Here is a 26,370-nt window from a genome sequence, read left to right on the forward strand (position 1 = left end):
GGGTGTACCACTCATGTGACGTGGAGGGTCGACGTGGGACGTACGCCACCCCGGCAGCGACGTTCACCGGATGACGCCGCCGAGAAGACGCTGAGCGATACACCGCTCGACGAGCTGCTGACCGAAGTGCTCGACCGGGTCACGGTCGCTCGAGACGAGCAGGTGCGGTGGCGGCTCCTGCTCGACGGCATCGTCACGATGGGCGCCGGGCTCTCGATCGACGACCTGCTGAACCGGATCGTCGAGGTCGCCCAGACACTCGTCGGAGCGAAGTACGCAGCCCTCGGGGTGCTGGCCGACGGCGGCGAACGGCGGCTGCGCCTGTTCGTCCCCCGGGGTCTCACCCACGAGCAGGAGCTTCGGATCGGAGAACAGCCCACCGGACATGGCCTGCTCGGCCTGCTGATCGACCATCCGGAGCCGGTCCGCCTGCACGACATCACCGGGCATCCGGCCTCCTACGGGTTCCCCGAACACCATCCACCGATGCGATCCTTCCTCGGGGTTCCCGTTCGCACCGGCGAGAAGGTCTTCGGCAACCTCTACCTCACCGAGAAGGCCGACGGTGCGGAGTTCACCGACCAGGACGAGAGCATCGTGGTCGCCCTGGCCGCGGCCGCCGGCGTCGCGATCGAGAACGCCCTGCTGGCCGAGGAGGCCGCCCGCCGCGGCCGCTGGCTCGACGCGCGCGCCGAGATCACCAGCGCGCTCATGGGTGACATCGACCGCAGCACCGCTCTCCAGCTCGTGGTCGACCGGGCGTGCGAGGTCGCCGGCGCCGACGTCGCCTGGATCGTCACCGGGCCCGCTGCCGACCGCCTGCGGGTGGAGGCGGTCTCCGGCACCGAGGTCGACGTCGACGTGCTGAAGCGTGCTCCGCTGCGCGAGTCGGTCGCGGGACGGGCGATCCGCGACGGGGTGCCGATGATCGTGGAGGACCTCGCGAACGCCGCTGCGGGCGGAAGCGCCGCGTCCGTCATCGACATGAGCGACCTCGGCCCCGCCGTGCTCGTGCCGCTGGGACGTACCGACCCGTCCGACGAGATGAACGCGGTGGGGGTCCTCGCGCTGACCTGGCGGCGGCAGAACGCCGAGCGGGCCCAGGGCATCGACCTGGCCGTCGCCGACGCGTTCGCGGGCCAGGTCGCGCTGGCCATCAGACTGGCGCAGAACCGTGACGAGCGGCAGCGGCTCGCGGTCTACGACGACCGCGACCGGATCGGCCGCGACCTGCACGACATCGTGATCCAGCGGCTCTTCGTCATCGGTCTACGTCTCCAGGGTGGCCTCAACCTGGCCGAGAATCCGAAGCTGCGCGCCCGCCTGGACCAGGCGGTCGAGGACATCGACGACACCATCCGCGATCTCCGGCGTGCGGTCTTCGAGCTCGGCACCCCGGCCCACAGCGGTGACATCCAGTCCCAGGTCACCGACCTGGTGAACCGGGCGGCGGCATCCCTCAAGTTCCGCCCGAGCCTCGACTTCGATGGTCCGATCCGGCTGCGGACCTCTCCGGAGCTGGCCAAGGATGTCGTCGCCGTCCTCCGGGAGGCGCTGTCGAACACGGTCCGGCATGCGCACGCGAGGGAGGTGGACGTGTCGCTCTCGGCCGCCGACGACCTCGTGCTTCGTGTGCGCGACGACGGACAAGGCATTCCCGAGGACGCGGTGGAGAGCGGTCTGGCGAACATGCGCCATCGAGCCGAGGTCCACGGCGGGAGGTGCACCGTGGAGCCGGCGGACCCGAAGGGGACCTTGGTGGAGTGGTCGGTTCCGCTGGGCTGATCGCGGCCGGCGGCCGGTGGCCGGCGACTAGTGGGACAGTTCTGCCATGGACGTACGCCGCCTGATGCCGCCGTGGGCACGCGGCTACGAGCGGCGCTGGCTGTGGCTCGATCTGCTCGCCGGGGTGGTTCCTGCGGGTCTCGGTGCTGGCCGAGCTCTTCTCACGGCCGGTCCTGGTCGGCTACATGGCGGGGATCGCGGTGCTCATGGTCGTCTCCCAGCTCGATGTTCGGCCCGGCGCTCGGCGTCGCCTTCGTGGGCTACACCGACAACATCCTCACCGGTCGCGCCTTCGCCCGCCGAGGCGAACGGGTCGACGCGCGGCGGGAGCTGCTCGCCCTGGGTGGTGCCAACCTCGGCTCGGCGCTCGTGCACGGGTTCCCGGTCAGCAGCAGCGGGAGCAGGACCGCCATCGGTCACGCCGTGGGCGGGCGTACGCAGGTGACCTCGTACGTCGCTGCGGCCACCACGGTCGCCGCGGTGCTGCTCCTGGCGCCGGTCCTGGAGGCCTTCCCCGAGGCCGCGCTGGGCGCCGTGGTGGTCTACGCCGCCACCAAGCTGGTCGAGGTGGGCGAGCTGCGTCGCTTCGCCCGGTTCCGGCGCAGCGAGCTCGTCCTAGCTCTGGTCACGACGGTGGCCGTGCTCGCCGCCGGCGTGATGTGGGGCGTACTGATCGCGGTCGGACTATCGGTGTTCGACCTGCTTCGCCGGGTCGCGCACCCCGCACGAGGCGGTCCTCGGCCACGTCCCGGGGCTGGCGGGGATGCACGACGTGGACGACTACCCCGACGCCGAGGAGGTGCCCGGCCTGCTCGTCTACCGCTACGACTCGCCGCTCTTCTTCGCCAACGCCGAGGACTTCCGCACCCGCGCGCTCGAGGCGGTCGACGCCGCCGAACGGCCGGTGGAGTGGTTCCTGCTGAACGCCGAGGCGAACACCGAGGTCGACGTCACCGCGGTCGACGCGCTGGAGACCCTCCGGGCGGCGCTGAGCGAGCGGGGCATCGTCCTGGCGATCGCGAGGATCAAGCAGGATCTGCGTGACTCGCTGGCTCCGTCCGGCATCCTGGACAGGATCGGTGAGGATCACCTCTTCCCTACCCTCCCCACCGCCGTCGGGGCTTTCCGAGAGCGGGAGCGGTGATCGCGGACTGACGTGGAGAGTGGCCAACGACACCGGTCTTGGGGCCTTGGTCCCGGATCGGGAGGAATCGTGGCCCCTCCGCCCGGCCCCGGCCTGCCGGGAAAGTGACCTCATGAGGCGTTGGGTGTGGGCCGCTGTGGCAGGCGTGGTGGTCGGTTGCGGCGTGGTAGCGCTCATGGCGTGGTCGGTGCCCATGACGATCGGGTGGTGGGCGGGCGGGAGCTTCGTCACCTTCACGATGCTGATGTGCCTCGGGCCCGAGAAGGCGTCGATCCGGTGGCCGGTCCTGCTCGGTAGGAGCGTGCTGTGGCCGAGCGTGGCGCTGGCCGCCGCAGGGCTCGTCCTCACGCTCGGCTGGGCCAGCATGCTGCTGGTGATGGCCGCCGGGCTCGCGGCTGCCTTGGAGTCGGGGTGGCTCGGCTGGCCGCCGCGCGCCGAAGCACCGCGGAAGAACCGCCACCGGCTCGGCAGGCGAAGCTCGCACGCTGGGACGGCGGCAGGAGCTGCGGCAGAGGCCGTGGCCGAAGCCATCGGACCCGAGGTCATCGATCCGGTCGAGGCCATCTTGGCGGTGACCGACGAGCTGACCGACACAGACCTGTGCATGGCCTGGCGATCCAGCTACGTCGCCCTCGACCGGGCCACGGACCTGAGCGCGAAGCTGCGCGCGGTCGAGATCCGCGTGGTGCTTCTCGACGAGCTCGGGCGGCGCGACGCGCAGGGACTGGAGGCGTGGTTCCGCTCCGGTGCCAGGGCGGCAGGCGGACCGGACCGCTACCTCCGGGGCACCACGCCAGGCAGTGACGAGGCGCGCACGGAGCCTCGGTCCTGAGGACCTTGGGCCTGACCTGCCCGACCTACGTCCCTGGCCCGGTGCGCTCGGGCGGGATTCGCTGGAGACCACTGGAGCAATCACGCGATCTCGCATGGAGGGACCTATGACCGCGTCCTCGAGTCCTGGCTGGCAGACCACTGTTGGTGAGGAGCCCGTGGGTCTACCGACCCGTCCGTTGCCGCCGCTGGAACCGAGGGTCGTGGTCGGCGTGGACGGCTCCGAGCCGAACCGAGCCGCGGTGTCCTATGCGATCGCGGAAGCGGCTGCCTCCGGCCGGCCGCTCGTGCCGATCGGCGCGGTACGGCACCCGGTGCGACACCAGGACGGCGCCGTCGACGGGCGTCTCTGGTCGGTGCTGGGGGAGATCGAGCGTCAGGTCGAAGCAGCACATGCGGGCGTCCGGGCGGTGTCGCTGATCGAGTTCGACCATCCGGTGCCGGCCCTGCTCGGCTACTCGGACGTGGACGATCTGCTGGTCGTCGGCAAACGCGGCCTCGGTGGCTCTCCCCGGTTCCTGGTCGGATCGACGGCGATGAGGGTCGCCGGGCGGGCTCTCGGCACGGCGGTGGTCGTGCCGCCCGGGTGGAGCCCTGCGGACCACCTGGGGGAGCCGATCGTCGTCGGCGTGGACCCGGACAGTCTCCACGAGCCGGTGCTGCGCGCCGCGTTCGAGCAGGCCCGCCGCGACCGGGTCGAGCTGGTGGTGATGCACTCGGTCAACCTGCATCCCGTGCTCGTCTGGGACCCGACCGTCAACGCACCGCTCGTGCGCGACGGGCAGGAACGCAGCAGCATGGATCTCGAGGCGGCGATCAAACCGTTGCGTGAGGAGTATCCGCGGGTCCAGGTCACGATCGAGCGAGACCGCGGCCACGCCGCCGGCATCATCCTGGACCGGTCGGTCGGTGCTCAGCTGATCGTGCTCGGACGACGCCATGACGCGCGTGGCACCTGGGGCATGGGACCGGTCGCCCGCGAGGTCATCCACAACGGCGAGGTTCCGGTCGCCGTCGTGCCCTGTCAGTCCGACGCCGTCGACCGAGATGGTTGAGCCGGTGCCGGGAGAGCTGCGATTCGGAGTGTTGCGATGACGGGCTAGGGAGACCGGCCGAAGAGCCTCCGGGAGCCGACCACAGGGGGTGTGGGCCGGCCCCGGGGAAGACGCCCGGTAGGGGCTGGTCACGCACCAGGCCCCTACCGGGCGGTTGGCCACGGCGAACCGGGCGGCGGGCATCCGTGGAGGCCGACGTCCTGAGGCGCCGGGGACGAAGGGCCCGCCCCGGGCGGACCCCGTTCCCTCGCCGCGACGGGATCGGCGGCGTTGGCTGAAGGCGTACGTCCACGACGGCCCGGCCAGAGCGTTGGAGGAACCATGACCTCGATCTCCGCACCAGGATCGGCGACCACGCTGCCCGGGCACCACGGATGGCTGCGATGACGACCGGATCATGAGCCACCTGCGTACCTCGGTCATCGCCGTCACCCGGACCGTCCTGGCCGCGGAGGGCTGAGCCGTGGCCGAGGACGTACTGCTGCGCGACGGCACCATCGTCCGTGTGCGGGACGTCGACGGGAACGACCGCGACGCGCTGGTCGCGCTGCATGACGGCCTCTCCGACCGCGGTCGCTATCTGCGCTTCTTCCACCTCGGGGGCACCGACGCCTCCAGTTTCGTCGACGACCTGATGACGGGACTGACCGCGGGGGGAGGCTGTCGCCGAGCTGGCCGTCGGCGACGCGAAGGTCCTGCTCGCCCCGGGGCATCACGGGTTGGGCTGAGCAGGGACCGACCAAAGGCCCTCGGTTCGGGCCGACGGTCCCTGTCGAGAGATCCTCCCGCCCGCCGAGTCTTGGAGTCATGAGCGAGAGCAGGGACCGGATCCTGGCAGGGGTCGACGGCACCGAGGCCGGGCTGACCGCTGCCCGCTATGCCGCCACGGAGGCCGCCCGGGCCGGCATCGCGCTGCACCTCGTCTATGTGGTCGACCCCTACGCACCCCCGCTGCCGACCTGGCCGCCGGCGCCCACGGACCCCGATTCGAGGATGGGGAAGCTGGGACGAGCGATCCTCGCCGAGGCGGAGGACGCGGTCGCGGACAGCGGCGCGGTGGTGAGCACCTACCTGCTGCTCGGCCGCCCGGCGGCGGTGCTGGTCCAGCAGGCGGCCAAGGCGCGCCTGCTCGTGCTCGGTGACCAGCGACGCCGCCTGTTCGACCGGATCATCACCTCATCGGTCCTCGGCCCGATCGCGGCCCACTCGGCCGTGCCGATGGTCGTCGTCCCCTCCGGCTGGCCGGCGGACGACGCACGCCGAAACGTCGTCGTCGGGGTCCAGGAGGCCGCCAGCTCCGTCGCCCTCGTACGCCGCGGGCTCGAGGTCGCTGCTGCGCGCGGGGCCCGGCTACGGCTCCTGCACGCCTGGCACACCTTCGGTGCGTACCAGGACTATCTGGCCGTCGGGAGCGAGGAGCAGGCGTGGGTCGACCGGGCCGAGCGTGAGCTCACCGCGGCCCTCGAGCTCGCCCGGAGCACCTCGGGCCCGTCGACAGCCCGGGTGGACGCCCGGGTCGAGGTGGTGCACGCCCAGGCGGCGTACGCCCTGGTGGAGGCGTCCCGGCACGCCGGGCTGCTGATCCTGGGCCGGGGCCGGCACCTCCTCGGCCTGGGACAGCTGGGCGGCACCTCCCGGGCGGTGCTGCGGGAGAGCAGCTGTCCGGTCGAGATCGACACACACGTGGCCCCGGCGTTCGAGGGGGACGCCGGGGCCGCCGAGGCCTTCGAAGGTCACGGCACGACGGCCGACGAGCCGGCCGGTTCCGGACGACGGTGACGAAGGAGCAGAGGATGTATCTGGCCGCGCGCTGGTTCCCGGGACACCTGACCACGATCGACCGCGACGAGTGCCTGGAGCTGCTGGAGCGCAGCGAGGTCGGTCGGGTCGCCTTCGGTGACTCGGAGGGGCCGATGGTCCTACCGGTCAACCACGTCATGGTCGGGGAGCGGATCGTGTTCCGGACCGCCCCGCGTACGGCCATCGCGGATCACGTCGGCACCGGCCCGGTCTCGTACCAGGTCGACGAGTTCGACGCCTACACGTCCTCGGGCTGGAGCGTCCTGGCGCGCGGGACCGCGGAGTTCGTCGACGGTGTCTGGCTCAGCGCCCACGACCTCAAACCGGAGCCGTGGGCCGACGGCCGGCGGACGCTGTACGTCTGCATCACGCCGGTCCAGATCACCGGCCGGCGCGTCGTGCCGGTCTGAGCCGGGGCCCTCGCCGGCACCTCAGCGCCGTTACCTGAACCGAGTCGTGTCAAGGAGTCGAGATGACGTACGAAGCCATCATCCCCGACGGCGCCGTCGTGGTCGGCGTCGAGAGCTGGCCGGCAGCGGCCGAGAGCGTGGCCTGGGCGGCCGAGCAGGCGTTCCGGGACGGGCGGGACGTGGGTCTGTTCCATGTGGTGCCCGCCTCGACGCTCGACACCCCGCCCGGGTTCAGAGCAGGTGCGCCCTCGGAGCCCGATCAGGATTACGGGGCGAGCGTGCTGGAGCAGGCGAGAGCCCACGCCGATCGGCGTCTGGACAAGCTCTCCCGAGCCTCGGGGTTCCTCGGTCACCGACGTCCGGCAGTGAGCGTCGAGCTGGAGACCGGGTCCGCGGCCCGTGCGCTGGACGCCGCCTCCAGGCACGCGTCGCTGCTCGTGCTCGGATCCCGGGGGAGAGGGCCGATCCGGAGCCGGATCCTCGGCTCGGTCAGCAGGTCCACCGTCAAGGACGCACGGTGTCCGGTGGTCGTGCTGCGTCCGGGTGAGGGAGGCGTGGGCCGTGGCGTGCTCGTCGGCATCGACGGGACCGGTGAATCGGCTCCTGCCCTGGAGTTCGGCTTCGCCCAGGCCGCCCAACGGAACCTGCCCGTCACGGTGCTGTACTGCTACCGCGTCCATGGGGCCGAGCGTCGCGAGGCGGACCGGCTGCTGGCTGCGGAGTCCGTGGCCGGACTGCAGGAGCGCTATCCGGACCTGCATCCCCGCGTGCGCATCGAGGCAGGAAGCCTCGCGCACGCGCTCGCGGAGCAGTCCCGGACCATGCACATGGTCGTGGTCGGCACAGGCGGAGGTGTGGCCTGGCACCTCCTGGACCACGCGCACAGTGTCATCGCCGTGGTCCCCTCGGCTCTGTCCCATGCCGACATCTCACCTCCGGCGACCGCGGTGTGAGCAACGCTCAGCGTCGAGCCGCCAGGGAGCGGCGGAGCCGGGCGATCGGGCCGGGGCTGTCGATGCCGACCGCGCCCACCTCGACGCCGTCTCGCCGATAGAGGATGAACCCGGCATCGCGCTCCTCCTCCTCGGCCGCCGTGGTCTCGCCGACGACCTGGATCCGGCGGCCGTGCCACGTCGACCAGGCGAACGGGACGGAGGCGAAGACCTCGTCCGCGCCGGCGGCGTTGGCTCCGGCCACCCGCCCCTGCTCGCCCGCACCGGTCCAGTGCTCGCCGCGCTCGCCGTCGACGCACGCGACGTCGCCCGCGGCCCAGACCCCGGGCGCGCTGGTGGCGAGCCGATGGTCGCAGAGAACCCCGCCGGTGCGGTCGTCCAGCGCGACCCCGCTGCCGGCGAGCCATGCCGTCGCCGGACGGGCGCCGATGCCCAGGACCACGGCGTCGGCCACCAGCACGTCACCGTTGCTCAGCTCGACCTTCTCGACACCGTCGTCGCAGGTGCGTACGCCGGAGACGGTCGTTCCGGTGAGGAGCCTGACGCCGGCGTCGGCATGCAGCCGCATCAGCTGTCCGGCCGCGCGCGGGCCGACCGCGCGCGCCAACGGGCGCTCGCTCGCCTCGACGATGGTGACCTCGATGCCGCGGGCGCGGGCGGCCGAGGCGATCTCGGAGCCGATGAACCCGGCCCCGACGATCACCACGTGCCGCGCGCGGGTCAGCGACTCGCGTACGGCCAGGGCGTCGTCGTAGCGACGGAGCACGTGCACGCCCGGGAGCCCGGTCAGGCCCGGCAGGGTCGTCGCGGTGCTGCCGGTGGCGATCACGAGCGCGTCGTAGCCGAGCTTCCCGGCGCTGGTGCTCACCGTCCGCCGCTCGGTGTCGAGGCCGTCGACCCGCACCCCCGCGAGGTGGCGTACCCGCAGGTCCTCGATCACCTCGCTCGAGCGGAGCACCGGCACACCGGGCTGCTCCTCGGCGAAGAGCGTCGCCTTCGACAGCGGCGGGCGGTCATAGGGCGGATGTGGCTCGTCGCCGACGATCGTGATCGGTCCGGCCCAGCCGGCTTGACGCGCGCCTTCGACGGCGCGGAGCCCGGCCAGGCCCGCGCCGACGACCAGCAGTGATGACATCGCTCTGCCTCCGACTCGATGGGCGCGCTCAGCCGAGGAGGCGAAGCGCGGAGACCGGGCAGGAGTCGACGGCTGCCTTGACGTACCCGCGATCCGGGTCGGGCACCTCGTGGGTGAGGACCTCGACGAGGCCGTCGTCGCCGATCTGGAAGTAGGTGTCGGCCTGGGTCTCGCACATGCCGATGCCCTCGCAGATCGTCTTGTCAGCTTCGATCGCACTCACAGCACGGACTCCTTCAGTGGGATGAAATCGACCTTCTCGCGTACGCCGCAGTCCGGGCAGCACCAGTCGTCGGGGATGTCTTGCCAGGCGGTTCCGGCGGCGAAGCCCTCCAGCTCGTTGCCGGCCGCGACGTCGTAGACGTAGCCGCAGCCCGGGCACCGGCCCGCGGCGACCTCGTCGTCGAAGGTCTGCCGGGTCACGTCGGCGATCTCCTCGGGCTCGCCGATCGCCGGGGCGGCGGGCGGCGGGAAGGTGGCGAGCAGCTTGTCGAGCCGGCCGGGGCGCACGTTGGCCAGGCGTACGTCGCCGTCGAAGTGCGCGACCACGCGCTTGTCCATCACCCGGCGCCACAGCGGCGGGACCAGGGCCAGCACGATCATCCCGGCGTAGCCGGTCGGCAGGGTCGGGGACTCCCGGTAGTCACGCAGGGTCTGGTAGCGCCGGGTCGGGTTGGCGTGGTGGTCGCTGTGCCGCTGCAGGTGGTAGAGCAGCACGTTGGTGGCGATGTTGTTGGAGTTCCACGAGTGCATCGGCAGCACCCGCTCGTAGCGCCCGGAGGTGGTCTTCTGGCGCAGCATCCCGTAGTGCTCCAGGTAGTTGACGACCTCGAGCAGGGAGAACCCGATGACGGCCTGGAGAACGAGGTACGGCAGGATCCCGACGCCCAGCCACAGCGTCATGCCGGCCCACAGGGCCACGCTCATCAGCCAGGCGTTGAGGACGTCGTTGCCGAGGTGGAACGGGTGGGTGCCCTTGCGCCGGTAACGCTTGGCCTCCAGGCCCCAGGCGCTCTTGAGCGAGCCGAAGACCGTGCGGAACCAGAACCCGTAGAGGCTCTCGCCCATCCGGGAGGAGGCCGGGTCCTCAGGCGTTGCGACCCGTACGTGGTGGCCGCGGTTGTGCTCGATGTAGAAGTGTCCGTAGAAGCTCTGGGCGAGCGCGATCTTGGACAGCCAGCGCTCGTGGCTCTCCTTCTTGTGGCCGAGCTCGTGGGCGGTGTTGATGCCGATGCCGCCGATGAAGCCGATGGTGAGGGCCAGTCCGATCTTGTGCACCAGCGGCCAGTCCTGGGTCGCGATCAGGTACATCGCGAAGGCGAACCCGGCGTACTGGATCGGCAGGAAGGCGAAGGTGATGTAGCGGTAGTACCGGTCCTCCTCGAGCTCCTCGATGATGTCGTCGGGCGGGTTGGAGCGGTCCAGGCCGGCCGCGAAGTCGATGAAGGGGACGATGCCGAGGACGACGATGGGTCCCGTCCACAGGAACACCCCCCAACCGGTCAGGACGTAGCCACCCACGGCGATGAAGGCGAAGGAGGGGACCACGAGGCCGAGGAGCCACAGATAGCGCTTCCTGTCCCGCCACCGCTCGGTGGAGCCCCTGTCGACGGTGCCACTGGCGTCGAGTGTCATCTTGCCTCCTGTGATGCCGGTTACCTTCCATTGTCAGAATGGACGTAACAGCCGCAGGAGTCTTTGGCCGATCAGGCCGAATCGATCACGAATTACTGTGCGTTTTGACAGTCGAGGTGATCAGGAAGGCGTCGTGGTAGTCGAGCGCCAGCAGCAGATCGCCGGCCCGCTCCCGCAACGGGCGCCCGAGGAGCCGCTCGGCCTGGGCCACGCGGTATCGGATGGTGTTCTTGTGGACGCCGAGCCGTTCGGCGAGCCTGTCGGCCGTCTCGGCCGAGGTGAGCACCTCGCGTACGGTCTCGCGAAGCCGGCTCTGGGACGGGTCGGCCAGCCCGCGCAGCGTCGTCCGGGTGAACCGCTCGGCGGCGGCCGGGTCGTGCGAGACGAGGACCAGGGAGGCCACGTCGTCGTAGGCCGTCACCGGTTCCTGGCGCCCGGGCGCCAGCGCGACCCGCTGAGCCGCCCGCGCGTCCAGGTGCGCGGCGACGAAACCATCGAGACCACTTCCCCCGACGCCCATCGTCACGCGGACGGCGGTCGGGTCGATCCCGGTGTCGGTCACGCTGTCCGGCAGGTCGCCCAGCGCCACCCAGGCCCACATGTCCCTGCCGCCGGGGCGGACCAGCACCGACCGGGCATGGCCCGCGCGGCGGGTCACCGCGGCGAGGGCCGGCTCCAGCTGCTCGATGGAGTCGGCGGTGAGCGCATGCGCGACCAGGGCCACGTGGCTCGGAATGTTGACCGGATGGCCGGCCAGCGCCGCGGACAGCTCGGCGGGGGAGACGCTGCGGGTCTCCAGCGCCTCCGAGACCACCTCGAAACGACGCGCGTCGCCACGTTGCCGGATGCGGTTCGTCTCGGCCTGGTGGATCAGCACCGACTGCTCGACCGAGGACCCGAACCACGCCGTCGCCTTCGTCCAGAACCAGACGAGCAGAGCCTCGTGGTCGAGGTCGCTGGGCGCCTGCCGAACCACTCGGACCGCGAAGTCCCAGCTCTCCTCCTGGGCGCGCTGGTAGATCTTGAGCAGCAGGGGGAGACCGAGATGGCGGCGGGCGGCCTCGAGTGCCATGGCGCGTGCGGATGGGACCAGCTCGAACTGGGCCTCCGGCAGCGTGATGCGGTCGAGGAAGGCGTACCAGTGCTGTTCGACGGCCTCCAGGAACAGCGGCCTGAGATCAGCCAGCTCGACCTCGCCGTCGGCCAGGATCGCGTCGGCGGTGGAGGTGGCCCAGCGGGTCACCTCCTCGGGCCGGCGCTGGTCGTCGGCGAACGCCGCCAACCAGGCACTGATCTCGGACATCGCAGCCACCCCCTCTCGACGCGCCGGCTTCGCGCAGTCTACAAACGCCGGCGGCGAGGGGCGGCCCGGTGATGACCCTCAGATCTCCATCCGGAGCACCGCGCCGGGCCAGGGCTCGGTCTGCCCGGTGTCGACCGTGAACCGTCCCTCGAGCGTGAACCCGAACCGCTCATAGACGCCGATGAGCGCCTCGTCGTCCCCTGCGTAGCAGTCGAGCCTCAGCTGCTTCACGCCACGCTGCCGGGCGATCTCGATGGCGTCGTCGACCAGCGTGGCGCCGATGCCCGACCCGCGCTGCTCCCTGTCGGTGACGAGCAGCTGCAGGTAGAGCTCGGGGATCGGTGCTGGATCGACGTACGGCAGCGGCTCGTCGGCCAGGACGCAGAGCCCGACGACCTCGCCGTCCTCCTCGGCGATGCGGGCGATGCGCTCGGAGAGCATCTGCCGGATCTGTGCGACCCGAGCCTCGACGGCGGAGAACGGCTCCGTGCCCCACTGCCCGGTGCGACCCTGCGAGGCGAGCCAGGCGACGGCCGCGTCCAGCAGCCTCATGGCGTCGGGGAGATCGCTGACCGAACCGTCTCTGAGGTGCATGGACGGAACCTGTCACGACCGCGATCGTGTGTCGAACGCTTTCAGCCGTTTCGCATCGACGCTAATTCGATCGCGCGCGGGCTGCTCGGCCCGCTATCGTTCCTGGCGATGGGAACTCTGAAGTAAAACGATCGGGACGCTGCGTCGAGGTTTCTCCGCAGCGGGTCCTGAGCGATCGCGTCGTCGGACCGGCGCGCTCGAGGTCCGTTTCCGATCCCGCATCCGGTGGGTGCGTATCGCCGTGGCGGCTCGCCCGCCGCAGAGGAGTCCTCATGTTCCCGTCTGCTTCCCTCAGTTCCCTCGTACGCAGCCACCGCACCTGTGAGCTGCGCTCGGCCACGGTCCGCTTCGCCGAGCGGATCGTCCTCGACCGTGTCGACCTCGCCGTCGGCCCGACCGACCGCCTCGCTGTCATCGGCGACAACGGCGCCGGAAAGTCGACGCTGCTCGACCTGCTCGCCGGTGCCGTCACGCCGGTCGCGGGGGAGACCCGTGTCGTCGTCCCCGGCGGCATCGCGTACGCCGCCCAGGAGCCGAGGTTCCCGGCCGGTGCGACCGTACGGGACGCCGTCGACCTCCTGCTCGCGGACTTTCGTGCGCTCGAGGCACGGATGCGGCGTTGCTCGGAGCGCCTCGCCGTCGCCGACGAGGCCGAGCAGCCTGCGCTCCTCGAGGAGCTCGGCGACCTCGTCGACACCTATGAGGCGCGCGACGGCTACGGCGTCGACCGCCGCGTCGACGCCGCACTCGACCAGCTCGGCCTCGGCGGCCTCGACCGGGGGCGTTCCGTCGCGAGTCTCTCCGGAGGAGAGCGAGCACGTCTCGCCCTCGCCGTCGCGCTCTCGTCCAACGCCGAGGTGCTGCTGCTCGACGAGCCGACGAACGACCTCGACGGCTCGGCGCTGGCGTGCGCCGGGGACCGGTGGCTGGTCACCGGACCCAACGGCGCCGGCAAGACGACGTTGCTGAGGCTGCTGGTGGGCGACCTCGTCCCGGATGCGGGTGCCGTCGAGCGAGCGCCCGGACTGCGGATCTCGTGGCTGCGGCAGGATGTCGCGGTGCCACCGGCGGGATCGGTGGTCGGGGTGTTCGCTCGCGCCGTGGGGATCGACCGCGACGACGCCGCCGAGCGGCTGCGCCGGTTCGGGCTCCTGCGCGAGGAGGAGCTGGGTCGTCAGGTGCGGGCGCTCTCGGTCGGGCAGCGTCGCCGCCTCGACCTCGCCGTCGCGCTGGCAGACCCCGGTGACGTACTGCTGCTGGACGAGCCGACCAACCATCTCGACCCCGAGCTCGTCGAACAGCTCGAGGACGCGCTCGAGGCCTACCCGGGCGCCGTCGTCACGGTCACGCACGACCGTCACTGGATCCGCCGCGCCTCCGCGTCGCGACGAGTGCGCGTACGCGGAGGCGCGGCGGTGGTGGTCGGCGAGTGATCCTCAGGCCGTGGCCCGGGCCCTCCCGCCGATGGCGTGGTCGATGCTGACGCGGCCGGGGCCGGCCACGGCGAGGGCGATGACGACGGCAGAGACGACCGCGACCAGCTCCCAGCCGCCCTGGTCGACGAACACGCCGGCCCCGCGGTGGGCGAACCAGAACGCACCGATCATGTCCACGACGACCAGGGCCGCGGCCACCGGCGTGAGCAGACCCAGCAGGAGCAGCGCGCCTCCGGCGAGCTCCACGAGGGCGGCGAAGGTCGCGGCTGCCTGGGCTGCCGGCACGCCCATCGCCTCGAAGGACTGCGCGGTCCCGTCGAGGGTGTAGCTGGCGAACTTCTGCCAGCCGTGGGCGATCAGGACGGTGCCGACGAGGAGCCGGGCGGCGAGCAGACCCAGGTCGGTGGCGGGAGCAGGGAGCGATCGGCCGAGCTTCATGGTGTTCCTTCTCTCGTTGTGCAGGGGGTGTTCAGGCGTGAGGTACGCGGGCGGCGACCCACGATGCGAGCTCGCCGAGCGCGGCCGCGGTGATGCCGTGACCGCCGGGGTCGCGGTGCGCCACGGTCGGGGCGCCCGACTCCTCGAGCAGGTAGCTCGAGGTGCGATCCAGCAGCTCGCGGGGGATCACCTGGTCGGTGTCGCCGTGGGCGACCAGGACCGGCAGACCGGCCAGGCGGTCGGCCTCGACCGGCACGCCGGCGTCGAAGGGGAGCGTGCCGTAGAGGACAGCGACGCCGGCGAAGCGTCCGGGCTCCTGCAGGGCCAGCCCGCCGGCGAACGCGGCACCGCCGCTGAAGCCGACGAGGACGACCGGCCGGCCGTTCGGGGCGATGCCGTCGAGCCACTCCCGGAACCAGCTCATGGTCTCGGCCAGGGAGGCGGCGACAGGGCGGCCGATCCCGCGGTTGGCGAACCAGGCGTACCCGCCGCCCTCGGCGATCGGGGCCCGCACGGCCACATAGGCCGGACCCTCGGGAAGGTGCCTGGCCAGCTCGATGATCTCGTGCTCGTGCGAGCCGCGGCCGTGCAGCAAGACGACCAGGGGAGCCTCGGGATCGGTGCTGCCGTGGCTCGCGATGTGCACCGGGGTGCTCATCGCTCCTCCGTCGGGCTCAGCTCGGCGGCCGTACGGACCCCGCTCCAGCGGGCGACGTCCTTGGCCAGGTCGAGCCGGTCGACGGGAGCGGCGTTCTCGAAGTCGCCCCACTCGGCGCGCGGCAGCATCCACATCACCTCGAACTCGTTGCCGTCGGGGTCGGCGCCGTAGACGCTCTTGGTGGCCCCGTGGCTGGACTCTCCGGTGAAGGCGCCGAGCTCGGCCAGCGTCATCCGTGCCTGCTCCAGCTCGTCGATGGTGTCGACCTGCCAGGCGAGGTGGTAGAGGCCGATCGATCCGCGCGGTCGCGGCGGCTGGGCGCCGACCCCGAACAGCCCGAGGTCGTGGTGATTGCCGGACTCACGCAGTCGCAGGAACGCCGCGTTCGCGCGGGGCTCGCGAGCCATGACCGTCATCCCGAAGGCAGCCTCGTAGAAGGCGATGCTGCGTTCGAGATCGGCGACGAACAGGACGGCGTGGTTGAGACGTACCGGGTTGACGTTCATCGTGGACTCCTTCGTGAGGGCGCTCAGGCGACGACGCCGAAGCCGCCGGTCCAGGAGACCTGCTCGGCTGCGGCCAGGGAGATCTGCAGGAAGCCGAGTGCCTCGAGCTCGCGCGCTCGCTTGAGCGCGCCCGCGTCGACGGCCCGCAGGCCGGCGGAGGTGACGACCTCGGCCAGCGTCGCCTTGGCCTCGGCGTCGTCGCCGGCGATCTGGACGGCCGTCGTCAGGTCACCGACGGTGCCGGAGGACAGGGTCGCGGCGAAGGTGGTGTTGAACGCCTTCAGTACGCGGGAGTCCGGGAGCGCCGCGGCGATCTCCGCGGTGGCGGAGCTGTCGGCGGGGACGGTGAGGGAGTCGAAGGTCTCGAAGTTCACCGGGTTGGTGATGTCGACGACGATCTTGCCGGCCAGGTCGGCGCCGCGCTGCGAGAGGATCTCGCCGAGCGCGGGGTAGGGGACGGCGAGCACCACGACGTCGCCGGTCGCGGGGGTGGCGGCGTCGGCCTTCCCGAGCAGCTGGACGGAGTGTCCGCCCCGCGCGGCGACCGCCGCGATGGCCTGGCCCATGTTGCCGGTGCCGATGATCGAGATGTCTGTCATGTCGTACTCCTCAGGATTAAAGGTTGTCGCTACAACAAAAGTCTCACGGAAAGGTTGTAGCGTCAAGTTTTTGGTTGTAGCGACAAGCTGACGGGCTAGAATGGGCCTGTGGACGATGTCTGGCTGGATGACGACGAGATGGCCGCCTGGCTGCGCCTGATCGCGATCGTGGAGCTGCTGCCCGGGGTGCTCGACTCTCAGCTGCGTCGCGACGCCGGGCTGAGCCACTTCGAGTACTTCGTCCTGGCGATGCTCTCCGAGGCGGAGGACCGGACGCTGCGGATGACCGCCCTGGCGCACCGGACCAACTCGACCCTGGCGCGGCTGTCTCATGTGGTCCGGCGGCTCGAGGAGCGGGACCTCGTGGAGAGGTTCCCGTGCCCGGAGGACGCCCGCGCGACGAACGCCCGGCTCACCGCGGCCGGCTGGGACGCCGTCGTCGCAGCCGCGCCTGGCCATGTCGCGAACGTACGCGGCAATGTGTTCGACGGGCTGAGTGCCGAGCAGGTCCGGCAGCTGACCGACCTCGGCGACGCCCTGCTCGCGCGTCTGGACCCGACGGGCAGGATGACCGCGCTGTATCGGCCGGAGGATTCCTGACCGCTGCCCGTGGTCGGTCAGCTGCCTGTTCTCGTTCCTTGACATGAAACCAGATGGTTTCCTATTGTGGCCGTGTGGAACAGGTGTTTCGAGCCCTTGGTGACCCGACTCGGCGGGCGCTGCTCGACGCACTCCTGCAGGAGGACGGGCAGACCCTCTCCTCGCTGGTCAGCCGCCATGCCATGACCCGCCCGGCGGTGGCCAAGCATCTGGCGATCCTGGAGGACGCCGGCCTGGTGGTCGTCGCGCGCCGGGGACGCGAGAAGCACCACTTCCTCAACGTCGTACCCATCCGCGAGATCCATGACCGCTGGGTGACGAAGTACACCGAGATCTGGGCGAGTGGCCTCGCCGGGCTGAAACGAGACCTGGAGCGCACGATGGAGAAAGTCTTCGAGATCTACGTCCGCACCACGCCGGAGCGACTGTGGGAGGCGATCACCGACCCGCAGATCCGCGCGAAGTACCACTTCGGCGTCGGCGTCCACTCCGACTGGACTCCGGGATCCGGCTTCACGATGGTGCACCCGAGCGCCGACGGGCCGCTCGCGGAGGGCGAGAACATCGTCGTGGAGCCGCCGACACGGCTCGTGCAGTCGATGCGCACGCTGTGGTCCGAAGCCGCCGAGGAGCAGGGCACCACGCGCGTGACCTGGGAGATCGAGCCGGTCGGCGACTCCTGCCGCCTCACCGTCACCCACGACCAGCTGCGCGGCGACGCGCCCCCGGAGCTCTACGGCGGCTGGCCCATGATCCTGTCCGGCCTCAAGACCTGGCTGGAGACGGGGGAGACCCTGACCACCCCGGGATCGCAGATGTACGGCCCCAGCTGATCCTGCATCGACCTCATCGACCGAGAGGAACCCCGATGAGCACCATCACCGATATCCGCACCGTCGGCATCACCATCGCCGACCAGGACGAGGCCATCGCCTTCTACCGAGACACCTTGGGCTTCGTCGTACGACTCGACGTCGACGGTCCGACCCGCTGGATCGAGGTCGCGCCGGCCGGCGCCGACGTCTCCCTCGCCCTCGTCGCCGGAGACCGCCCGGCAGGGGAGGTCACCGAGACCGGGATCCGGTTCAACGTCCCCGACGCCGCCGCCGAGCGCGACGCGCTCAGCTCCCGCGGGGTGAGCGTCGGCGAGCTCCTGCTCTGGCCGGGCGTACCGCCGATGTTCACCTTCGACGACCCCGATGGCAACCGCTTCGTGATCCTCGAGCAGACAGCCGAGCAGGCGTCATGAGCACCCCGCTCGACAAGACCTTCACCGCGACCTTGACCCAGAGTGAGGCGAAGGGCGGCTGGACCTACGTGGTCACCGACTGGACCGCCGACTTCTTCGGCACCCGGGGTCTGGTCAAGGTCTCCGGGACGATCGACGACCTCCCGTTCGAGGCGTCCTTCATGGCCCTCGGCGACGGCACCCACAAGCTCCCGCTCAAGGCCGATCTCCGTGATGCCCTCGGCAAGTCCGCCGGTGACTCCGTCGCCATCCACCTCACCGAACGCCGCTGACCTGAAGGTAGCCCGCGGTGAGCGCGACCATCTCCTCCAGCACGGCCTCGCGCGGGTAGGGCGGCCGGTCGAGCACCCAGCGCAGCGCGATGTTCTCCATCGCCACCACCAGCACCCACGCGGTGAGCTGCGCGTCGGGGCGGGTCTTCACGACCGCCCCGGCGTGCAGATAGGCGGCGGTGAGGTCGCGTACGCGGGTGACGAGCGCGGCGTGACGGTCCCGGTTGCGGGAGGCGGGAAGCTCTTCGATCAGGACACGCAGGAGGGTCGGATCCTGCTCCAGCCCGGCGAGGAGCGCGTCGGCGACCGACCGGATCGCCGGCGTCCCGGTGCTGCTCGTCTGGAGCGCCAGGGCCGAGGCGGTGCGCTCGGAGACGTCCTCCCAGTAGCGGCTGATCACGATGTCGAGGATCGAGGCCTTGTCGGAGAAGTACTGGTAGAGCGAGCCGGGGCTGATCCCGGCGGCGGCCGCGACCCGGTTCGTCGAGAACCTCTCGTAGCCGTCCTTGACCAGCACCTGGCGCCCGGCCGCCAGGATGCGCTCGACCGTCGCCTTCGAGCGGGCCTGGGTGGGTGTCTTGCGCACGCCTCAACATTAGGCAGAACGCGAATTGAAAGCGAGTTCCCGCTCGCATCACGCTGGAGGTATGACCACACTCGCGCAGCAGGGCACCCAACCCACCGGCTTCCCCACCCGTTTTCGCGAAGGCGAGGCGCGCAGCCGCCGTCTCGGCCGGCCGTTGCGCCTCCTGGGGCGCATCGAGGAGGTCGACGAGGAGCTGATGGAACGGATCGGGCGGGCGTTCGGCGAGCGGGACGAGGCCGGTGCGCGGCTGGCGGAGGCGATCCGGATGCGAGCCGGGACCCCTGGCAAGGTCACGATGACCCAGCTGCGTACGGCACTGGAGAACGGTGTCGCGGCGGTCGATGCCCCGCCCGCGGCGCTCGCCGAGTTCTTCGCGCAGGTCGAGGCGACCCCGGACTGGGTCGACTGGGACCTCGTCGAGGAGGGCGGCCGCGTGTTCACACGACTGGGTCAGAACGCGGCCGACGTGCTCCTGCAGCTCTCGCTCATCAGCGGCTACCGGTTCGGCGGCCCGCCGGACCTGCTCGTCGCCACCGGTGGCCTGACCGGCAGCACCACCCGTCGGCGACTGGCCGAGACCCAGCACTGGGCGGTGAGTCTGCGTCGGCCTGATGCGCTTCGGCCACCCGAGCCGGGCTCACCATCTGGGGAGGCGTGGCGGCTCACCGTCCACGTACGCGCCATGCATGCGCTGGTCAACGCCGGGTTCGAGAAGCGGTGGGACACCGACAGGTGGGGGCTGCCGATCAACCAGGCCGACCAGGCGGCCACGCTGGGCCTGTTCGACGGGGTGCTCATCATCGGGTCCCGGGCGCTGGGCGTGCCGGTCTCCAAGCGGGACGCACGGGCGCTGATGCATCTGTGGAAGTACGTCGGCTGGCTGATGGGGGTCGACGAGGACTTCCTCGTCGACGACGAGTGGGAGCGGCACCGGATCAACTACCACGTGCTGCTCTCCCAGGCGGAGATCTCCGAGGCCGGACCGCAGCTGGCGCAGGCCGCGGTCGAGGTCCAGCGGGAGCGCCGGTATCCGGGCTGGCCGGGTCCGTTGCAGCGGGTGCGTGGCTGGTACGAGACGGAGCGGGTGCTCTCGATGCTGACCGTCTTCCTCGGGGTCCGGTCGATGCACGAGCTCGGCCTGCCGACGAGGCCGCCCTGGGTGCACGCGTACGTGGTGCCGCTGAACCTGGTCAGGTATCGGGTCCTCGGTCGCACCGCGAAGGGCCGAGCTCGCCTGGAGAGACGAGGTGACCGCAACGCCGACACGCTGCTCGCCAGCTACTTCGGCGGTGAGCGCGCGGCGGTCGGCCACCTCCCGGAGTGAGCGGGTCAGCCGCGGGTGGCGCCGGGAGGGGTGAGGGCGGCCTGGACGGTGCCGTCGATCAGGCCGGCGGCGTCGGCGGCCTCGATCTCGCCGCGGTAGACGGCGCCAGAGGCGGCGTGGAGGACGCTCTGGAGCAGGGTCAGCTGCCACCCGAGCGGCTGGTCGTCGCGGAAGCTGCCGTCGCGGCGACCTCGCTCCATGAGCGGCTTCCAGCGGTCGATCAGCCCGAGGTGGACTGCCTGGAACTGCTCGTGGGGCATGCTCTGCTCGGCGGCGACGATCAGTGCGCCGTACTGCTGGGTCAGTCGCCACGACGCCTCGAGGATCCTGCTGAGAGCGGCTCGCGGGTCGCCGCCGAGGTCGACCGCGCCGAGCGCCTCGTCCGACTGCCGGATCGCGCGCTCGACGACCTGCGTCACCAGGGTCGCCCGGGACTCGAAGTGTCCGTAGAGCGTGACCCGGCCGACGCCTGCCGCCTTGGCGATGTCGGCGACGCTGACGTCGGGGTCGCGGGCGAGGCAGGCGGTCGCCGCGTCCATGATCGACTCGATGTTCTTACGTGCGTCGGCGCGCTTGAGGGTCGTCACGGCCGGAACCTCCCACGAGATGTCGAGCATCAGGATATCGGTCGAGCCTCTCCGTTCCACGCACACACCACCTTGGCGCGGACGGTGGCGCCGAGGCGGCGGTAGAACCGGATCGCGGCGTCGTTGTCGGGTTGTACGCCCCAGGTGATCGTGAGGCCCCCGGCGCGCTCGGCCAGCGCGGTCATCAGCAGCCGGCCGCCACCGGCGCCGCGTTGGCTGGCCCGGACGTAGAGGTCGTCGAGAGCGATGATGTCGCTGCCCGACCACAGATGCAGGCGGCGTACGGCCGAGACGTAGCCGAGCGGCTCCCGGCCGATCTCGGCGAGCAGCACGATGATGTCCGGGCGCTCGAGGTAGCCGGCCTCGCGTACCACGACCTCCGGGGTCGGGGCGGTCATGCCGGCTCCCGGTCGGACGCGGCACGGGCATGATGCGCGTGGCTCCCGGAGTACTCACCAGGGCGCGCGAGCATCGCGACGAGCATGAGGAGCAGCATGAGGACGTGACCGAGCAGAATCAGGCCGCCGGCGTCGATGACCCCGATCCAGAGGAACGGGAAGAGCACCGCGAAGCCGGCGTACATCGCCGCCGACATCTCGAGGATCGGCCTCGATCCGTGTCCGCGCAAGCGCATCCAGGCAGCCATCGGGATGACCATCGGGAGGTAGTGGAGCGCGAACGAGCGTGCACGGGATCTCGGGCGGGGGATCGTCGTCATGACACGGTCTCCTCGGCCGCCTCGGTGGATGCCGGTCGACCTGGGATCAGCGCTCCGGCGAGGACGGCGGCGAGCGCTGCGATGACGGCCGCGACCAGGTACGCCCGCTCGAAGCCGTCGGTGGTGCCGTCCACGAGGCTGGCCGCGGCGACACCGGACATCACCGCGGCGCCGAGTGAGGCGCCGAGCTCGTGGAAGGTGCTCAGGATGCCGGAGGCCACGCCCGCGAGCTGCGGCTCGACCTGGCTCAGCGCGGTCGCGGCCGCGACGACGAAGAGGACGCCGAGGCCGGCGGAGGCGACGCTGACCGCGACCACGGTGGACAGCGTGCTCATGCTGATCGCGGGTACGACCAGCCCGGCGGCGGCGATCAGCAGCCCGGCGATCCCGAGGGTGCGCGCGCCGAGGCGGCCGATGAGTCGGCCGGCCAGCTGCGCGCCGACCATGGTCGCGGCGGCGACGGGCAGGAACAGCAGCCCGGTCGCGAGCGGCCCGTGCTCGGCGGCACTCTGCAGGTAGAACGTCCCGAGGAAGAAGACCGCCACCATCAGCCCGGTCGCGACGAACAGCACGAAGGTGCCGGACAGGACCGGTCGCCTCGTGACCAGGCCGGGGTCGATCAGCGGGTGCCGCGTACGCCGCAGCCAGCCGGCCAGGACGGCGTACCCGATGATCCCGGCGCCGATGAGGACCAGGGTGCGGATCGAGGCCCAGCCCTCGTCACCGGCCTCGATGAAGCCCAGGATCAGCAGCCCGGTGGAGGCGGTGACGATCAGCGCGCCGACGAGGTCGAGACGTACGTCCCCGCCCCAGGCGGGCAGCGGCGGCAGCAGCCGCGCCAGCAGGATCGCCACGACGATGCCGACGGGCACGTTGATCAGGAACACCCACTCCCAGCCCGGTCCGGCGGTCAGGGCGCCGCCGAGGAGTACGCCGATCGCGGCCCCGCCGGCCCCGAGCGCCGACCAGATCCCGAGCGCGCGGTTGCGCTCCTCGCCGTCGAAGAGCCTCACCGCGATCGAGAGGGCAGCGGGGGAGAGCATCGCCGCCCCGACCCCCTGCGCGACCCGCCCGCCGATCGCCAGCTCCGCACTGGTGGCGAGGCCGGTGGCCAGGGAGGCCACGGTGAACACGGTCAGCCCCGCCAGCACCACCGGCTTCGGGCCGAACAGGTCGGCAGCTCGCCCGCCGAGCAGCATCAGGCCGCCGAACGCGAGCGTGTACGCACTCACCACCCAGGTCAGCGCATCGCGCCCCAGCCCGAGGTCGGCGCCCATGTGCGGCAGTGCGATCGCCACCACGGTGACGTCCAGGATCAGCATGAACTGCGCCAGCCCGAGCAACCCGAGCAGCCGCCAGCGGCGCGGGTCGGCGGACTGGGTGATGGCTTCGTCGGCGGTGGTCATGGGGCCCTCCTGAGCGCACAAACCGTACATTGGTGTTCGAGATACTAATTCGAACACCGATGTACGACAACCGCGTTTCTCCGGAGGCTGCCTCTTGCGCGGTCTCGACCCCGGATCCATGGTGGGTGGAGCGACCATCGAGAGAAGGAGCAGGACATGTCTTCACACACCTACCGCGTCACCGAGATCGTCGGCACCTCCGACGAGGGGCTCGAGCAGGCGATCCGCAACGGCGTCGGCCGGGCGTCAAAGACGCTGCGTCACCTGGACTGGTTCGAGGTCACCCAGCTCCGCGGTCACGTCGACGACGACGGCATCCAGCACTTCCAGGTCGGGCTGAAGGTCGGCTTCCGCATGGAGGACGAGTGACCGCGCCGAGGATCTGAGCCGGGGGAGCGCTACGCGGGGTCGCGCGGCAGCACACCCGGCCCCTCGCGGAGCTCGAAGACGAGCTGCGTCTCGGTCTGCCGTACGACGCGATGGACGGTCACGTGCTGCAGGACGAAGTCGCGCAGCGCCTCCGCGTTCTCGACGGCCACGTGGAGGTGGAAGTCGTCGGCGCCGGCGACGTGGAAGGCCTGGATCACGCCGGGCGTCGTGGCCAGATCGTCGTAGAGCTTCTCGACGTGCTCCTTGCTGTGGCTGCCGAGCCGGACCTTGATCACGGCCTGCAGCGGGTAGCCGAGCGAACGGGCGTCGACGTCGAGGCGGCGGCCGACGATGACGCCGTTCTCGCGCAGGGCCCGAAGCCGGTAGGCGCAGGTCGACTCGGCGAGACCAAGACGCGATGCGAGGGCCTTGTTGGTGAGCTCGGGGTTGTCGCCGAGCTCGCTCAGGATGCGGCGGTCGACGGAGTCGAGGGCGGCTGCGGACGGTTGTGCTTTCGCCAACGGGGTTCACCTGGATCACTGGTCGAGTTGCTCGAAGATCGCAGTATCGGCCCTTCATCGGGATCTTCGGCAATCGATATGGCCTGATCTTGCGGTTCCCGCCAGCATCGAGCCATGCCGATTGCGAACCCCCACCTCGACTCGCTCGCCGTCCACGCCGGACGCGAGGACCTGGCGATGCTCGGTGTCCACGCCCTGCCGCTCGACCTCTCCTCGACCAACCCGCTGCCCGACATCGAGCGTGGCGGTGCGTCCTACGAGGCGATGGCGACCGGCGGTCATCCGGACCCGGAGGGTGGGTACGTCTACCAGCGGCTGTGGAACCCCACCGTCGCGCGGTTCGAGTCGGCGCTGGCGCGGCTCGAGGAGGCGGCCGCGTCGGTCGCGTACGCCTCGGGGATGGCGGCCATGACCGCCGCGATCATCGCGAGCACGTCCTTCAGCGGCAAGCGCCACATCGTCGCGGTCCGTCCGCTCTACGGCGGCACCGACCACCTGCTCGCCTCCGGCCTGCTCGGTGTGGAGGTGACGTTCTGTGCGGAGCACGAGGTCGCCGCTTCCGTGCGCGCCGATACGGCGCTGGTGGTGCTGGAGACCCCGGCCAACCCGACGCTCGACCTGGTCGACATCGCGGGCGTCGTGGCGGCGGCCGGTGACGTACCGGTGCTCGTGGACAACACCTTCGCCACCCCGGTGCTGCAGAACCCGCTCACCCTGGGGGCGGCGATGTCGCTGCACAGTGCCACCAAGTACATCGGTGGCCACGGCGACGTCGTAGGCGGCGCGATCGCGTGCGACGAGGAGACCGCTGCGCGCCTGCGCCAGGTCCGCGCCGTCACCGGCGGCCTCCTCCATCCCCTGGGTGCCTACCTCCTCCACCGCGGCCTCGCCACCCTGCCCACCCGCGCCCGCGCCCAGCAGGCGGGGGCCGTCGAGATCGCGGCGTGGCTGGCGTCGCACCGGGAGGTCGAGCAGGTCTACTTCCCCGGCCGCCAGGACGATCGCGGCCTCGTCGGGAAGCAGATGGCCGGCCCCGGTGCCATGATCGCGATCGCGCTGCGCGGCGGGTACGAGTCAGCAGCCCGCCTCACCTCCTCGGTCCAGCTCTTCACCCACGCCGTCTCTCTCGGCGGCGTCGACTCGCTCATCCAGCACCCCGCCGGCCTCACCCACCGCCCCGTCGCCGCCCACGCCAAGCCCTCCGCGAACATCGTCCGTCTCTCGATCGGCCTCGAGAGCCCCGAGGACCTGATGGCCGATCTCGACGCCGCGCTCTCAGGCACGTCTGTGTCCGCCGCTCGCAACCTCGCCCGGTTCGAGTAGCCGTTCCGAGGCGACGGCCGCGGGCGTACGCCGGATCTCCTCCTACGAGACCGTCGAGGCGGGGTTCGTGCTCAGTACCCGCTGCGCGACGGCCGTGGTCCCCTCGACCCCGAGGAACCCGACGACGCGGGTGACCCGGTCGATGTCGAGGGGGAGGAGGCCGGGGGTGCCGGGGATGTCGGGGGTGAGGCGGAGGTCGAGGTCGTCGCGGCAGGTCATCATCCGCAGGTTGAAGTCGTAGCGCTCCCGGGCGTCGGGGGCGGAGAGGGCGCGGACCACGCGCGCGCTGATGCGGCGTACGCCGGTCTCGGCTGCCCACGTGTCGAGGACCTCGGTCACCTTCTGTCCGTGGTTGTCGGAGATGTCGGCCCAGACGCCGTCCATGGGACCGACCTGGTCGAGGAGCGCGGCGGCGGTCTTCTCGCCGATGCCGCTCACCCCGGGCAGGTTGTCGCTGGCGTCGCCGCGAAGGGCGGCGAACTCGAGGTAGCGAGAGGCCGGCACGCCGTACATCGAGTAGAGCCGGGCGGGGTTGAGCAGGGGAGAGCCGTTGATCCCGCCGTTGATCAGCCGCAGCACCTTGGTGTGCTCGCTGATCAGCGCGAACGCGTCGCGATCGGAGGTGATCACGACGCAGTCCCACCCGTTGCGGCCGGCCCACGCGGCGCCGGAGGCGTTGACGTCGTCGGCCTCGAGGCCCGGGGGAGTGAGGGTCGCCAGTCCGAGGGCATCGAGCATCGCCCCGGCCCGCTCGAGCTGCTCGACCAGCAGCGGGTCCTTCTCGGCGCGCCCGGCCTTGTAGTCGGGATAGGCGTCGCGGCGTACGGACGCGGTGCGGTCGTCGAGGCCGAAGAGCACCGCGTCCGGAGCGAAGGCGTCGATCGAGTCGAGGATCTGCCGCAGCATGCCGTGCAGCGCCCAGGCGGGCCGGCCGGCCCGGTCGATCATGCGGGTGTGCGCCCGGGCGTGATGGTTGCGGTGCAGCAACGACGGAGCGTCGACGACGAGCAGGAGGCGGCGGGTGCTGGGTGAGCTGGTCATCGACATCGTGCTCATCGTAGGGGGTCACCTCCCCTGCGGAAATTGGTGACCGGAGTCACATGAATCCATTGCACCTGCGGCCCTTCTTCCTC

31 protein-coding genes and 1 pseudogene are annotated in these 26,370 nt (G+C 71.1%); 16 read left to right on the plus strand and 16 right to left on the minus strand.

Annotated elements, in window-relative coordinates:
• The first annotated feature begins 15 nt into the window (after positions 1–15).
• From ABZ796_RS09045 to ABZ796_RS09080, 8 genes and pseudogenes are all read left to right on the plus strand, one after another.
• On the plus strand, positions 16–1,785 hold the full coding sequence (locus tag ABZ796_RS09045; protein WP_357336300.1) for a GAF domain-containing protein: 1,770 nt from the start codon (positions 16–18) through the stop codon (positions 1,783–1,785).
• A gap of 225 nt (positions 1,786–2,010) precedes the next feature.
• Positions 2,011–2,355 (plus strand): annotated as a pseudogene (locus ABZ796_RS09050) (SulP family inorganic anion transporter); the annotation flags it as partial.
• A 202-nt stretch (positions 2,356–2,557) separates the two neighbouring features.
• Positions 2,558–2,929, plus strand: coding sequence for an STAS domain-containing protein (locus ABZ796_RS09055; protein ID WP_357336302.1), 372 nt, complete (start codon positions 2,558–2,560; stop codon positions 2,927–2,929).
• 193 nt (positions 2,930–3,122) lie between these two features.
• Positions 3,123–3,761 carry a hypothetical protein gene (locus tag ABZ796_RS09060; RefSeq protein WP_357336303.1) on the plus strand — a complete coding sequence of 213 codons (639 nt, stop codon included), beginning with the start codon at positions 3,123–3,125 and terminating at the stop codon, positions 3,759–3,761.
• A gap of 106 nt (positions 3,762–3,867) precedes the next feature.
• Positions 3,868–4,815 (plus strand): universal stress protein, encoded by a 948-nt coding sequence (locus tag ABZ796_RS09065; protein ID WP_357336304.1) that lies wholly within the window; start codon positions 3,868–3,870, stop codon positions 4,813–4,815.
• A gap of 807 nt (positions 4,816–5,622) precedes the next feature.
• Positions 5,623–6,594, plus strand: coding sequence for a universal stress protein (locus tag ABZ796_RS09070; RefSeq protein ID WP_357336305.1), 972 nt, complete (start codon positions 5,623–5,625; stop codon positions 6,592–6,594).
• Between the two features lie 14 nt (positions 6,595–6,608).
• Positions 6,609–7,025: a pyridoxamine 5'-phosphate oxidase family protein gene (locus tag ABZ796_RS09075; RefSeq protein ID WP_357336307.1), complete on the plus strand. Its 417-nt coding sequence runs from the start codon at positions 6,609–6,611 to the stop codon at positions 7,023–7,025.
• Between the two features lie 62 nt (positions 7,026–7,087).
• Complete coding sequence (locus tag ABZ796_RS09080; protein ID WP_357336308.1) at positions 7,088–7,978, plus strand: universal stress protein; 891 nt, start codon at positions 7,088–7,090, stop codon at positions 7,976–7,978.
• Positions 7,979–7,985: 7 nt separating this feature from the next.
• Here the strand turns inward: ABZ796_RS09080 and ABZ796_RS09085 are convergent, their stop codons facing one another.
• From ABZ796_RS09085 to ABZ796_RS09105, 5 genes are all read right to left on the minus strand, one after another.
• Positions 7,986–9,113: an NAD(P)/FAD-dependent oxidoreductase gene (locus ABZ796_RS09085; protein ID WP_357336310.1), complete on the minus strand. Its 1,128-nt coding sequence runs from the start codon at positions 9,111–9,113 to the stop codon at positions 7,986–7,988.
• Between the two features lie 28 nt (positions 9,114–9,141).
• Positions 9,142–9,336: a ferredoxin gene (locus tag ABZ796_RS09090; RefSeq protein WP_357336311.1), complete on the minus strand. Its 195-nt coding sequence runs from the start codon at positions 9,334–9,336 to the stop codon at positions 9,142–9,144.
• Entirely contained in the window at positions 9,333–10,748 is a 1,416-nt protein-coding gene (locus ABZ796_RS09095; protein ID WP_357336312.1) for a fatty acid desaturase, read from the minus strand. Before ABZ796_RS09095 ends, ABZ796_RS09090 begins: the two co-directional genes overlap by 4 nt.
• A gap of 85 nt (positions 10,749–10,833) precedes the next feature.
• Positions 10,834–12,051: a helix-turn-helix domain-containing protein gene (locus ABZ796_RS09100; protein ID WP_357336314.1), complete on the minus strand. Its 1,218-nt coding sequence runs from the start codon at positions 12,049–12,051 to the stop codon at positions 10,834–10,836.
• Positions 12,052–12,129: 78 nt separating this feature from the next.
• Positions 12,130–12,645 (minus strand): GNAT family N-acetyltransferase, encoded by a 516-nt coding sequence (locus ABZ796_RS09105; protein ID WP_357336315.1) that lies wholly within the window; start codon positions 12,643–12,645, stop codon positions 12,130–12,132.
• A 272-nt stretch (positions 12,646–12,917) separates the two neighbouring features.
• Between ABZ796_RS09105 and ABZ796_RS09110 the strand changes: the two genes are divergently transcribed.
• On the plus strand, positions 12,918–14,078 hold the full coding sequence (locus ABZ796_RS09110; protein ID WP_357336317.1) for an ATP-binding cassette domain-containing protein: 1,161 nt from the start codon (positions 12,918–12,920) through the stop codon (positions 14,076–14,078).
• Positions 14,079–14,081: 3 nt separating this feature from the next.
• On the opposite strand, the gene ABZ796_RS09115 is transcribed toward ABZ796_RS09110, so the two are convergent.
• Genes ABZ796_RS09115 through ABZ796_RS09130 form a run of 4 tightly spaced genes read right to left on the minus strand, consistent with a single transcriptional unit; the run spans position 14,082 to position 16,282 of the window.
• On the minus strand, positions 14,082–14,519 hold the full coding sequence (locus tag ABZ796_RS09115; RefSeq protein ID WP_357336318.1) for a DoxX family protein: 438 nt from the start codon (positions 14,517–14,519) through the stop codon (positions 14,082–14,084).
• 31 nt (positions 14,520–14,550) lie between these two features.
• Positions 14,551–15,177, minus strand: a complete 627-nt coding sequence (locus ABZ796_RS09120; RefSeq protein WP_357336319.1) for a dienelactone hydrolase family protein — start codon at positions 15,175–15,177, stop codon at positions 14,551–14,553.
• Positions 15,174–15,683, minus strand: a complete 510-nt coding sequence (locus tag ABZ796_RS09125) for a VOC family protein (RefSeq protein WP_357336321.1) — start codon at positions 15,681–15,683, stop codon at positions 15,174–15,176. The genes ABZ796_RS09120 and ABZ796_RS09125 overlap by 4 nt, the downstream gene beginning before the upstream one ends.
• 23 nt (positions 15,684–15,706) lie before the next feature.
• Positions 15,707–16,282 carry an NADPH-dependent F420 reductase gene (locus tag ABZ796_RS09130; RefSeq protein ID WP_357336322.1) on the minus strand — a complete coding sequence of 192 codons (576 nt, stop codon included), beginning with the start codon at positions 16,280–16,282 and terminating at the stop codon, positions 15,707–15,709.
• A gap of 108 nt (positions 16,283–16,390) precedes the next feature.
• Here ABZ796_RS09130 and ABZ796_RS09135 point away from each other — a divergent pair, with 108 nt between their 5' ends.
• The 4 genes from ABZ796_RS09135 (at position 16,391) to ABZ796_RS09150 (ending at position 18,403) form a co-directional block, all read left to right on the plus strand.
• On the plus strand, positions 16,391–16,882 hold the full coding sequence (locus ABZ796_RS09135; protein WP_357336324.1) for a MarR family transcriptional regulator: 492 nt from the start codon (positions 16,391–16,393) through the stop codon (positions 16,880–16,882).
• A gap of 74 nt (positions 16,883–16,956) precedes the next feature.
• Positions 16,957–17,715, plus strand: a complete 759-nt coding sequence (locus ABZ796_RS09140; protein ID WP_357336325.1) for a metalloregulator ArsR/SmtB family transcription factor — start codon at positions 16,957–16,959, stop codon at positions 17,713–17,715.
• Between the two features lie 35 nt (positions 17,716–17,750).
• Positions 17,751–18,131: a VOC family protein gene (locus ABZ796_RS09145; RefSeq protein WP_357336326.1), complete on the plus strand. Its 381-nt coding sequence runs from the start codon at positions 17,751–17,753 to the stop codon at positions 18,129–18,131.
• On the plus strand, positions 18,128–18,403 hold the full coding sequence (locus ABZ796_RS09150) for a DUF1905 domain-containing protein (RefSeq protein ID WP_357336327.1): 276 nt from the start codon (positions 18,128–18,130) through the stop codon (positions 18,401–18,403). Before ABZ796_RS09145 ends, ABZ796_RS09150 begins: the two co-directional genes overlap by 4 nt.
• On the opposite strand, the gene ABZ796_RS09155 is transcribed toward ABZ796_RS09150, so the two are convergent.
• The gene (locus tag ABZ796_RS09155; protein WP_357336328.1) at positions 18,387–18,989 is read right to left on the minus strand and encodes a TetR/AcrR family transcriptional regulator; all 603 of its coding nucleotides are present in this window, start codon (positions 18,987–18,989) and stop codon (positions 18,387–18,389) included. The genes ABZ796_RS09150 and ABZ796_RS09155 overlap by 17 nt on opposite strands.
• A gap of 61 nt (positions 18,990–19,050) precedes the next feature.
• Between ABZ796_RS09155 and ABZ796_RS09160 the strand changes: the two genes are divergently transcribed.
• Positions 19,051–20,313, plus strand: a complete 1,263-nt coding sequence (locus tag ABZ796_RS09160) for an oxygenase MpaB family protein (protein ID WP_357336330.1) — start codon at positions 19,051–19,053, stop codon at positions 20,311–20,313.
• Between the two features lie 5 nt (positions 20,314–20,318).
• Here the strand turns inward: ABZ796_RS09160 and ABZ796_RS09165 are convergent, their stop codons facing one another.
• The 4 genes from ABZ796_RS09165 to ABZ796_RS09180 are packed head-to-tail and all read right to left on the minus strand — an operon-like array spanning position 20,319 to position 23,024.
• Complete coding sequence (locus ABZ796_RS09165; RefSeq protein ID WP_357336331.1) at positions 20,319–20,900, minus strand: TetR/AcrR family transcriptional regulator; 582 nt, start codon at positions 20,898–20,900, stop codon at positions 20,319–20,321.
• A 29-nt stretch (positions 20,901–20,929) separates the two neighbouring features.
• Positions 20,930–21,298: a GNAT family N-acetyltransferase gene (locus tag ABZ796_RS09170; RefSeq protein WP_357336333.1), complete on the minus strand. Its 369-nt coding sequence runs from the start codon at positions 21,296–21,298 to the stop codon at positions 20,930–20,932.
• The gene (locus tag ABZ796_RS09175) at positions 21,295–21,618 is read right to left on the minus strand and encodes a hypothetical protein (protein WP_357336335.1); all 324 of its coding nucleotides are present in this window, start codon (positions 21,616–21,618) and stop codon (positions 21,295–21,297) included. The genes ABZ796_RS09170 and ABZ796_RS09175 overlap by 4 nt, the downstream gene beginning before the upstream one ends.
• Positions 21,615–23,024, minus strand: coding sequence for an MFS transporter (locus ABZ796_RS09180; RefSeq protein WP_357336336.1), 1,410 nt, complete (start codon positions 23,022–23,024; stop codon positions 21,615–21,617). The genes ABZ796_RS09175 and ABZ796_RS09180 overlap by 4 nt, the downstream gene beginning before the upstream one ends.
• 156 nt (positions 23,025–23,180) lie before the next feature.
• Between ABZ796_RS09180 and ABZ796_RS09185 the strand changes: the two genes are divergently transcribed.
• Positions 23,181–23,393, plus strand: a complete 213-nt coding sequence (locus ABZ796_RS09185; RefSeq protein WP_357336338.1) for a dodecin — start codon at positions 23,181–23,183, stop codon at positions 23,391–23,393.
• Between the two features lie 29 nt (positions 23,394–23,422).
• Here ABZ796_RS09185 and ABZ796_RS09190 read toward each other — a convergent pair whose 3' ends face one another.
• Entirely contained in the window at positions 23,423–23,914 is a 492-nt protein-coding gene (locus ABZ796_RS09190) for an Lrp/AsnC family transcriptional regulator (RefSeq protein ID WP_357336340.1), read from the minus strand.
• Positions 23,915–24,028: 114 nt separating this feature from the next.
• On the opposite strand from ABZ796_RS09190, the gene ABZ796_RS09195 reads away from it, so the two are divergent.
• Positions 24,029–25,237 (plus strand): PLP-dependent transferase, encoded by a 1,209-nt coding sequence (locus tag ABZ796_RS09195; RefSeq protein ID WP_357336341.1) that lies wholly within the window; start codon positions 24,029–24,031, stop codon positions 25,235–25,237.
• 42 nt (positions 25,238–25,279) lie between these two features.
• Here ABZ796_RS09195 and ABZ796_RS09200 read toward each other — a convergent pair whose 3' ends face one another.
• On the minus strand, positions 25,280–26,293 hold the full coding sequence (locus ABZ796_RS09200; protein WP_357336342.1) for a 5'-3' exonuclease H3TH domain-containing protein: 1,014 nt from the start codon (positions 26,291–26,293) through the stop codon (positions 25,280–25,282).
• Positions 26,294–26,370 lie beyond the last annotated feature (77 nt).

This window comes from Nocardioides sp. NPDC047086 (assembly GCF_040643685.1).
GTDB lineage: Bacteria > Actinomycetota > Actinomycetes > Propionibacteriales > Nocardioidaceae > Nocardioides.

Excerpts from the sequence above, each read along its gene's own strand:
- ABZ796_RS09060 (WP_357336303.1), top strand. The coding sequence starts at position 3,123 with ATGACGATCGGGTGGTGGGCGGGCGGGAGCTTCGTCACCTTCACGATG.
- ABZ796_RS09065 (WP_357336304.1), top strand. The coding sequence starts at position 3,868 with ATGACCGCGTCCTCGAGTCCTGGCTGGCAGACCACTGTTGGTGAGGAG.
- ABZ796_RS09070 (WP_357336305.1), top strand. The coding sequence starts at position 5,623 with ATGAGCGAGAGCAGGGACCGGATCCTGGCAGGGGTCGACGGCACCGAG.
- ABZ796_RS09075 (WP_357336307.1), top strand. The coding sequence starts at position 6,609 with ATGTATCTGGCCGCGCGCTGGTTCCCGGGACACCTGACCACGATCGAC.
- ABZ796_RS09080 (WP_357336308.1), top strand. The coding sequence starts at position 7,088 with ATGACGTACGAAGCCATCATCCCCGACGGCGCCGTCGTGGTCGGCGTC.
- ABZ796_RS09085 (WP_357336310.1), bottom strand. The coding sequence starts at position 9,113 with ATGTCATCACTGCTGGTCGTCGGCGCGGGCCTGGCCGGGCTCCGCGCC.
- ABZ796_RS09095 (WP_357336312.1), bottom strand. The coding sequence starts at position 10,748 with ATGACACTCGACGCCAGTGGCACCGTCGACAGGGGCTCCACCGAGCGG.
- ABZ796_RS09100 (WP_357336314.1), bottom strand. The coding sequence starts at position 12,051 with ATGTCCGAGATCAGTGCCTGGTTGGCGGCGTTCGCCGACGACCAGCGC.
- ABZ796_RS09105 (WP_357336315.1), bottom strand. The coding sequence starts at position 12,645 with ATGCACCTCAGAGACGGTTCGGTCAGCGATCTCCCCGACGCCATGAGG.
- ABZ796_RS09110 (WP_357336317.1), top strand. The coding sequence starts at position 12,918 with ATGTTCCCGTCTGCTTCCCTCAGTTCCCTCGTACGCAGCCACCGCACC.
- ABZ796_RS09115 (WP_357336318.1), bottom strand. The coding sequence starts at position 14,519 with ATGAAGCTCGGCCGATCGCTCCCTGCTCCCGCCACCGACCTGGGTCTG.
- ABZ796_RS09120 (WP_357336319.1), bottom strand. The coding sequence starts at position 15,177 with ATGAGCACCCCGGTGCACATCGCGAGCCACGGCAGCACCGATCCCGAG.
- ABZ796_RS09125 (WP_357336321.1), bottom strand. The coding sequence starts at position 15,683 with ATGAACGTCAACCCGGTACGTCTCAACCACGCCGTCCTGTTCGTCGCC.
- ABZ796_RS09130 (WP_357336322.1), bottom strand. The coding sequence starts at position 16,282 with ATGACAGACATCTCGATCATCGGCACCGGCAACATGGGCCAGGCCATC.
- ABZ796_RS09145 (WP_357336326.1), top strand. The coding sequence starts at position 17,751 with ATGAGCACCATCACCGATATCCGCACCGTCGGCATCACCATCGCCGAC.
- ABZ796_RS09150 (WP_357336327.1), top strand. The coding sequence starts at position 18,128 with ATGAGCACCCCGCTCGACAAGACCTTCACCGCGACCTTGACCCAGAGT.
- ABZ796_RS09160 (WP_357336330.1), top strand. The coding sequence starts at position 19,051 with ATGACCACACTCGCGCAGCAGGGCACCCAACCCACCGGCTTCCCCACC.
- ABZ796_RS09170 (WP_357336333.1), bottom strand. The coding sequence starts at position 21,298 with ATGACCGCCCCGACCCCGGAGGTCGTGGTACGCGAGGCCGGCTACCTC.
- ABZ796_RS09175 (WP_357336335.1), bottom strand. The coding sequence starts at position 21,618 with ATGACGACGATCCCCCGCCCGAGATCCCGTGCACGCTCGTTCGCGCTC.
- ABZ796_RS09180 (WP_357336336.1), bottom strand. The coding sequence starts at position 23,024 with ATGACCACCGCCGACGAAGCCATCACCCAGTCCGCCGACCCGCGCCGC.
- ABZ796_RS09185 (WP_357336338.1), top strand. The coding sequence starts at position 23,181 with ATGTCTTCACACACCTACCGCGTCACCGAGATCGTCGGCACCTCCGAC.
- ABZ796_RS09195 (WP_357336341.1), top strand. The coding sequence starts at position 24,029 with ATGCCGATTGCGAACCCCCACCTCGACTCGCTCGCCGTCCACGCCGGA.
- ABZ796_RS09200 (WP_357336342.1), bottom strand. The coding sequence starts at position 26,293 with ATGAGCACGATGTCGATGACCAGCTCACCCAGCACCCGCCGCCTCCTG.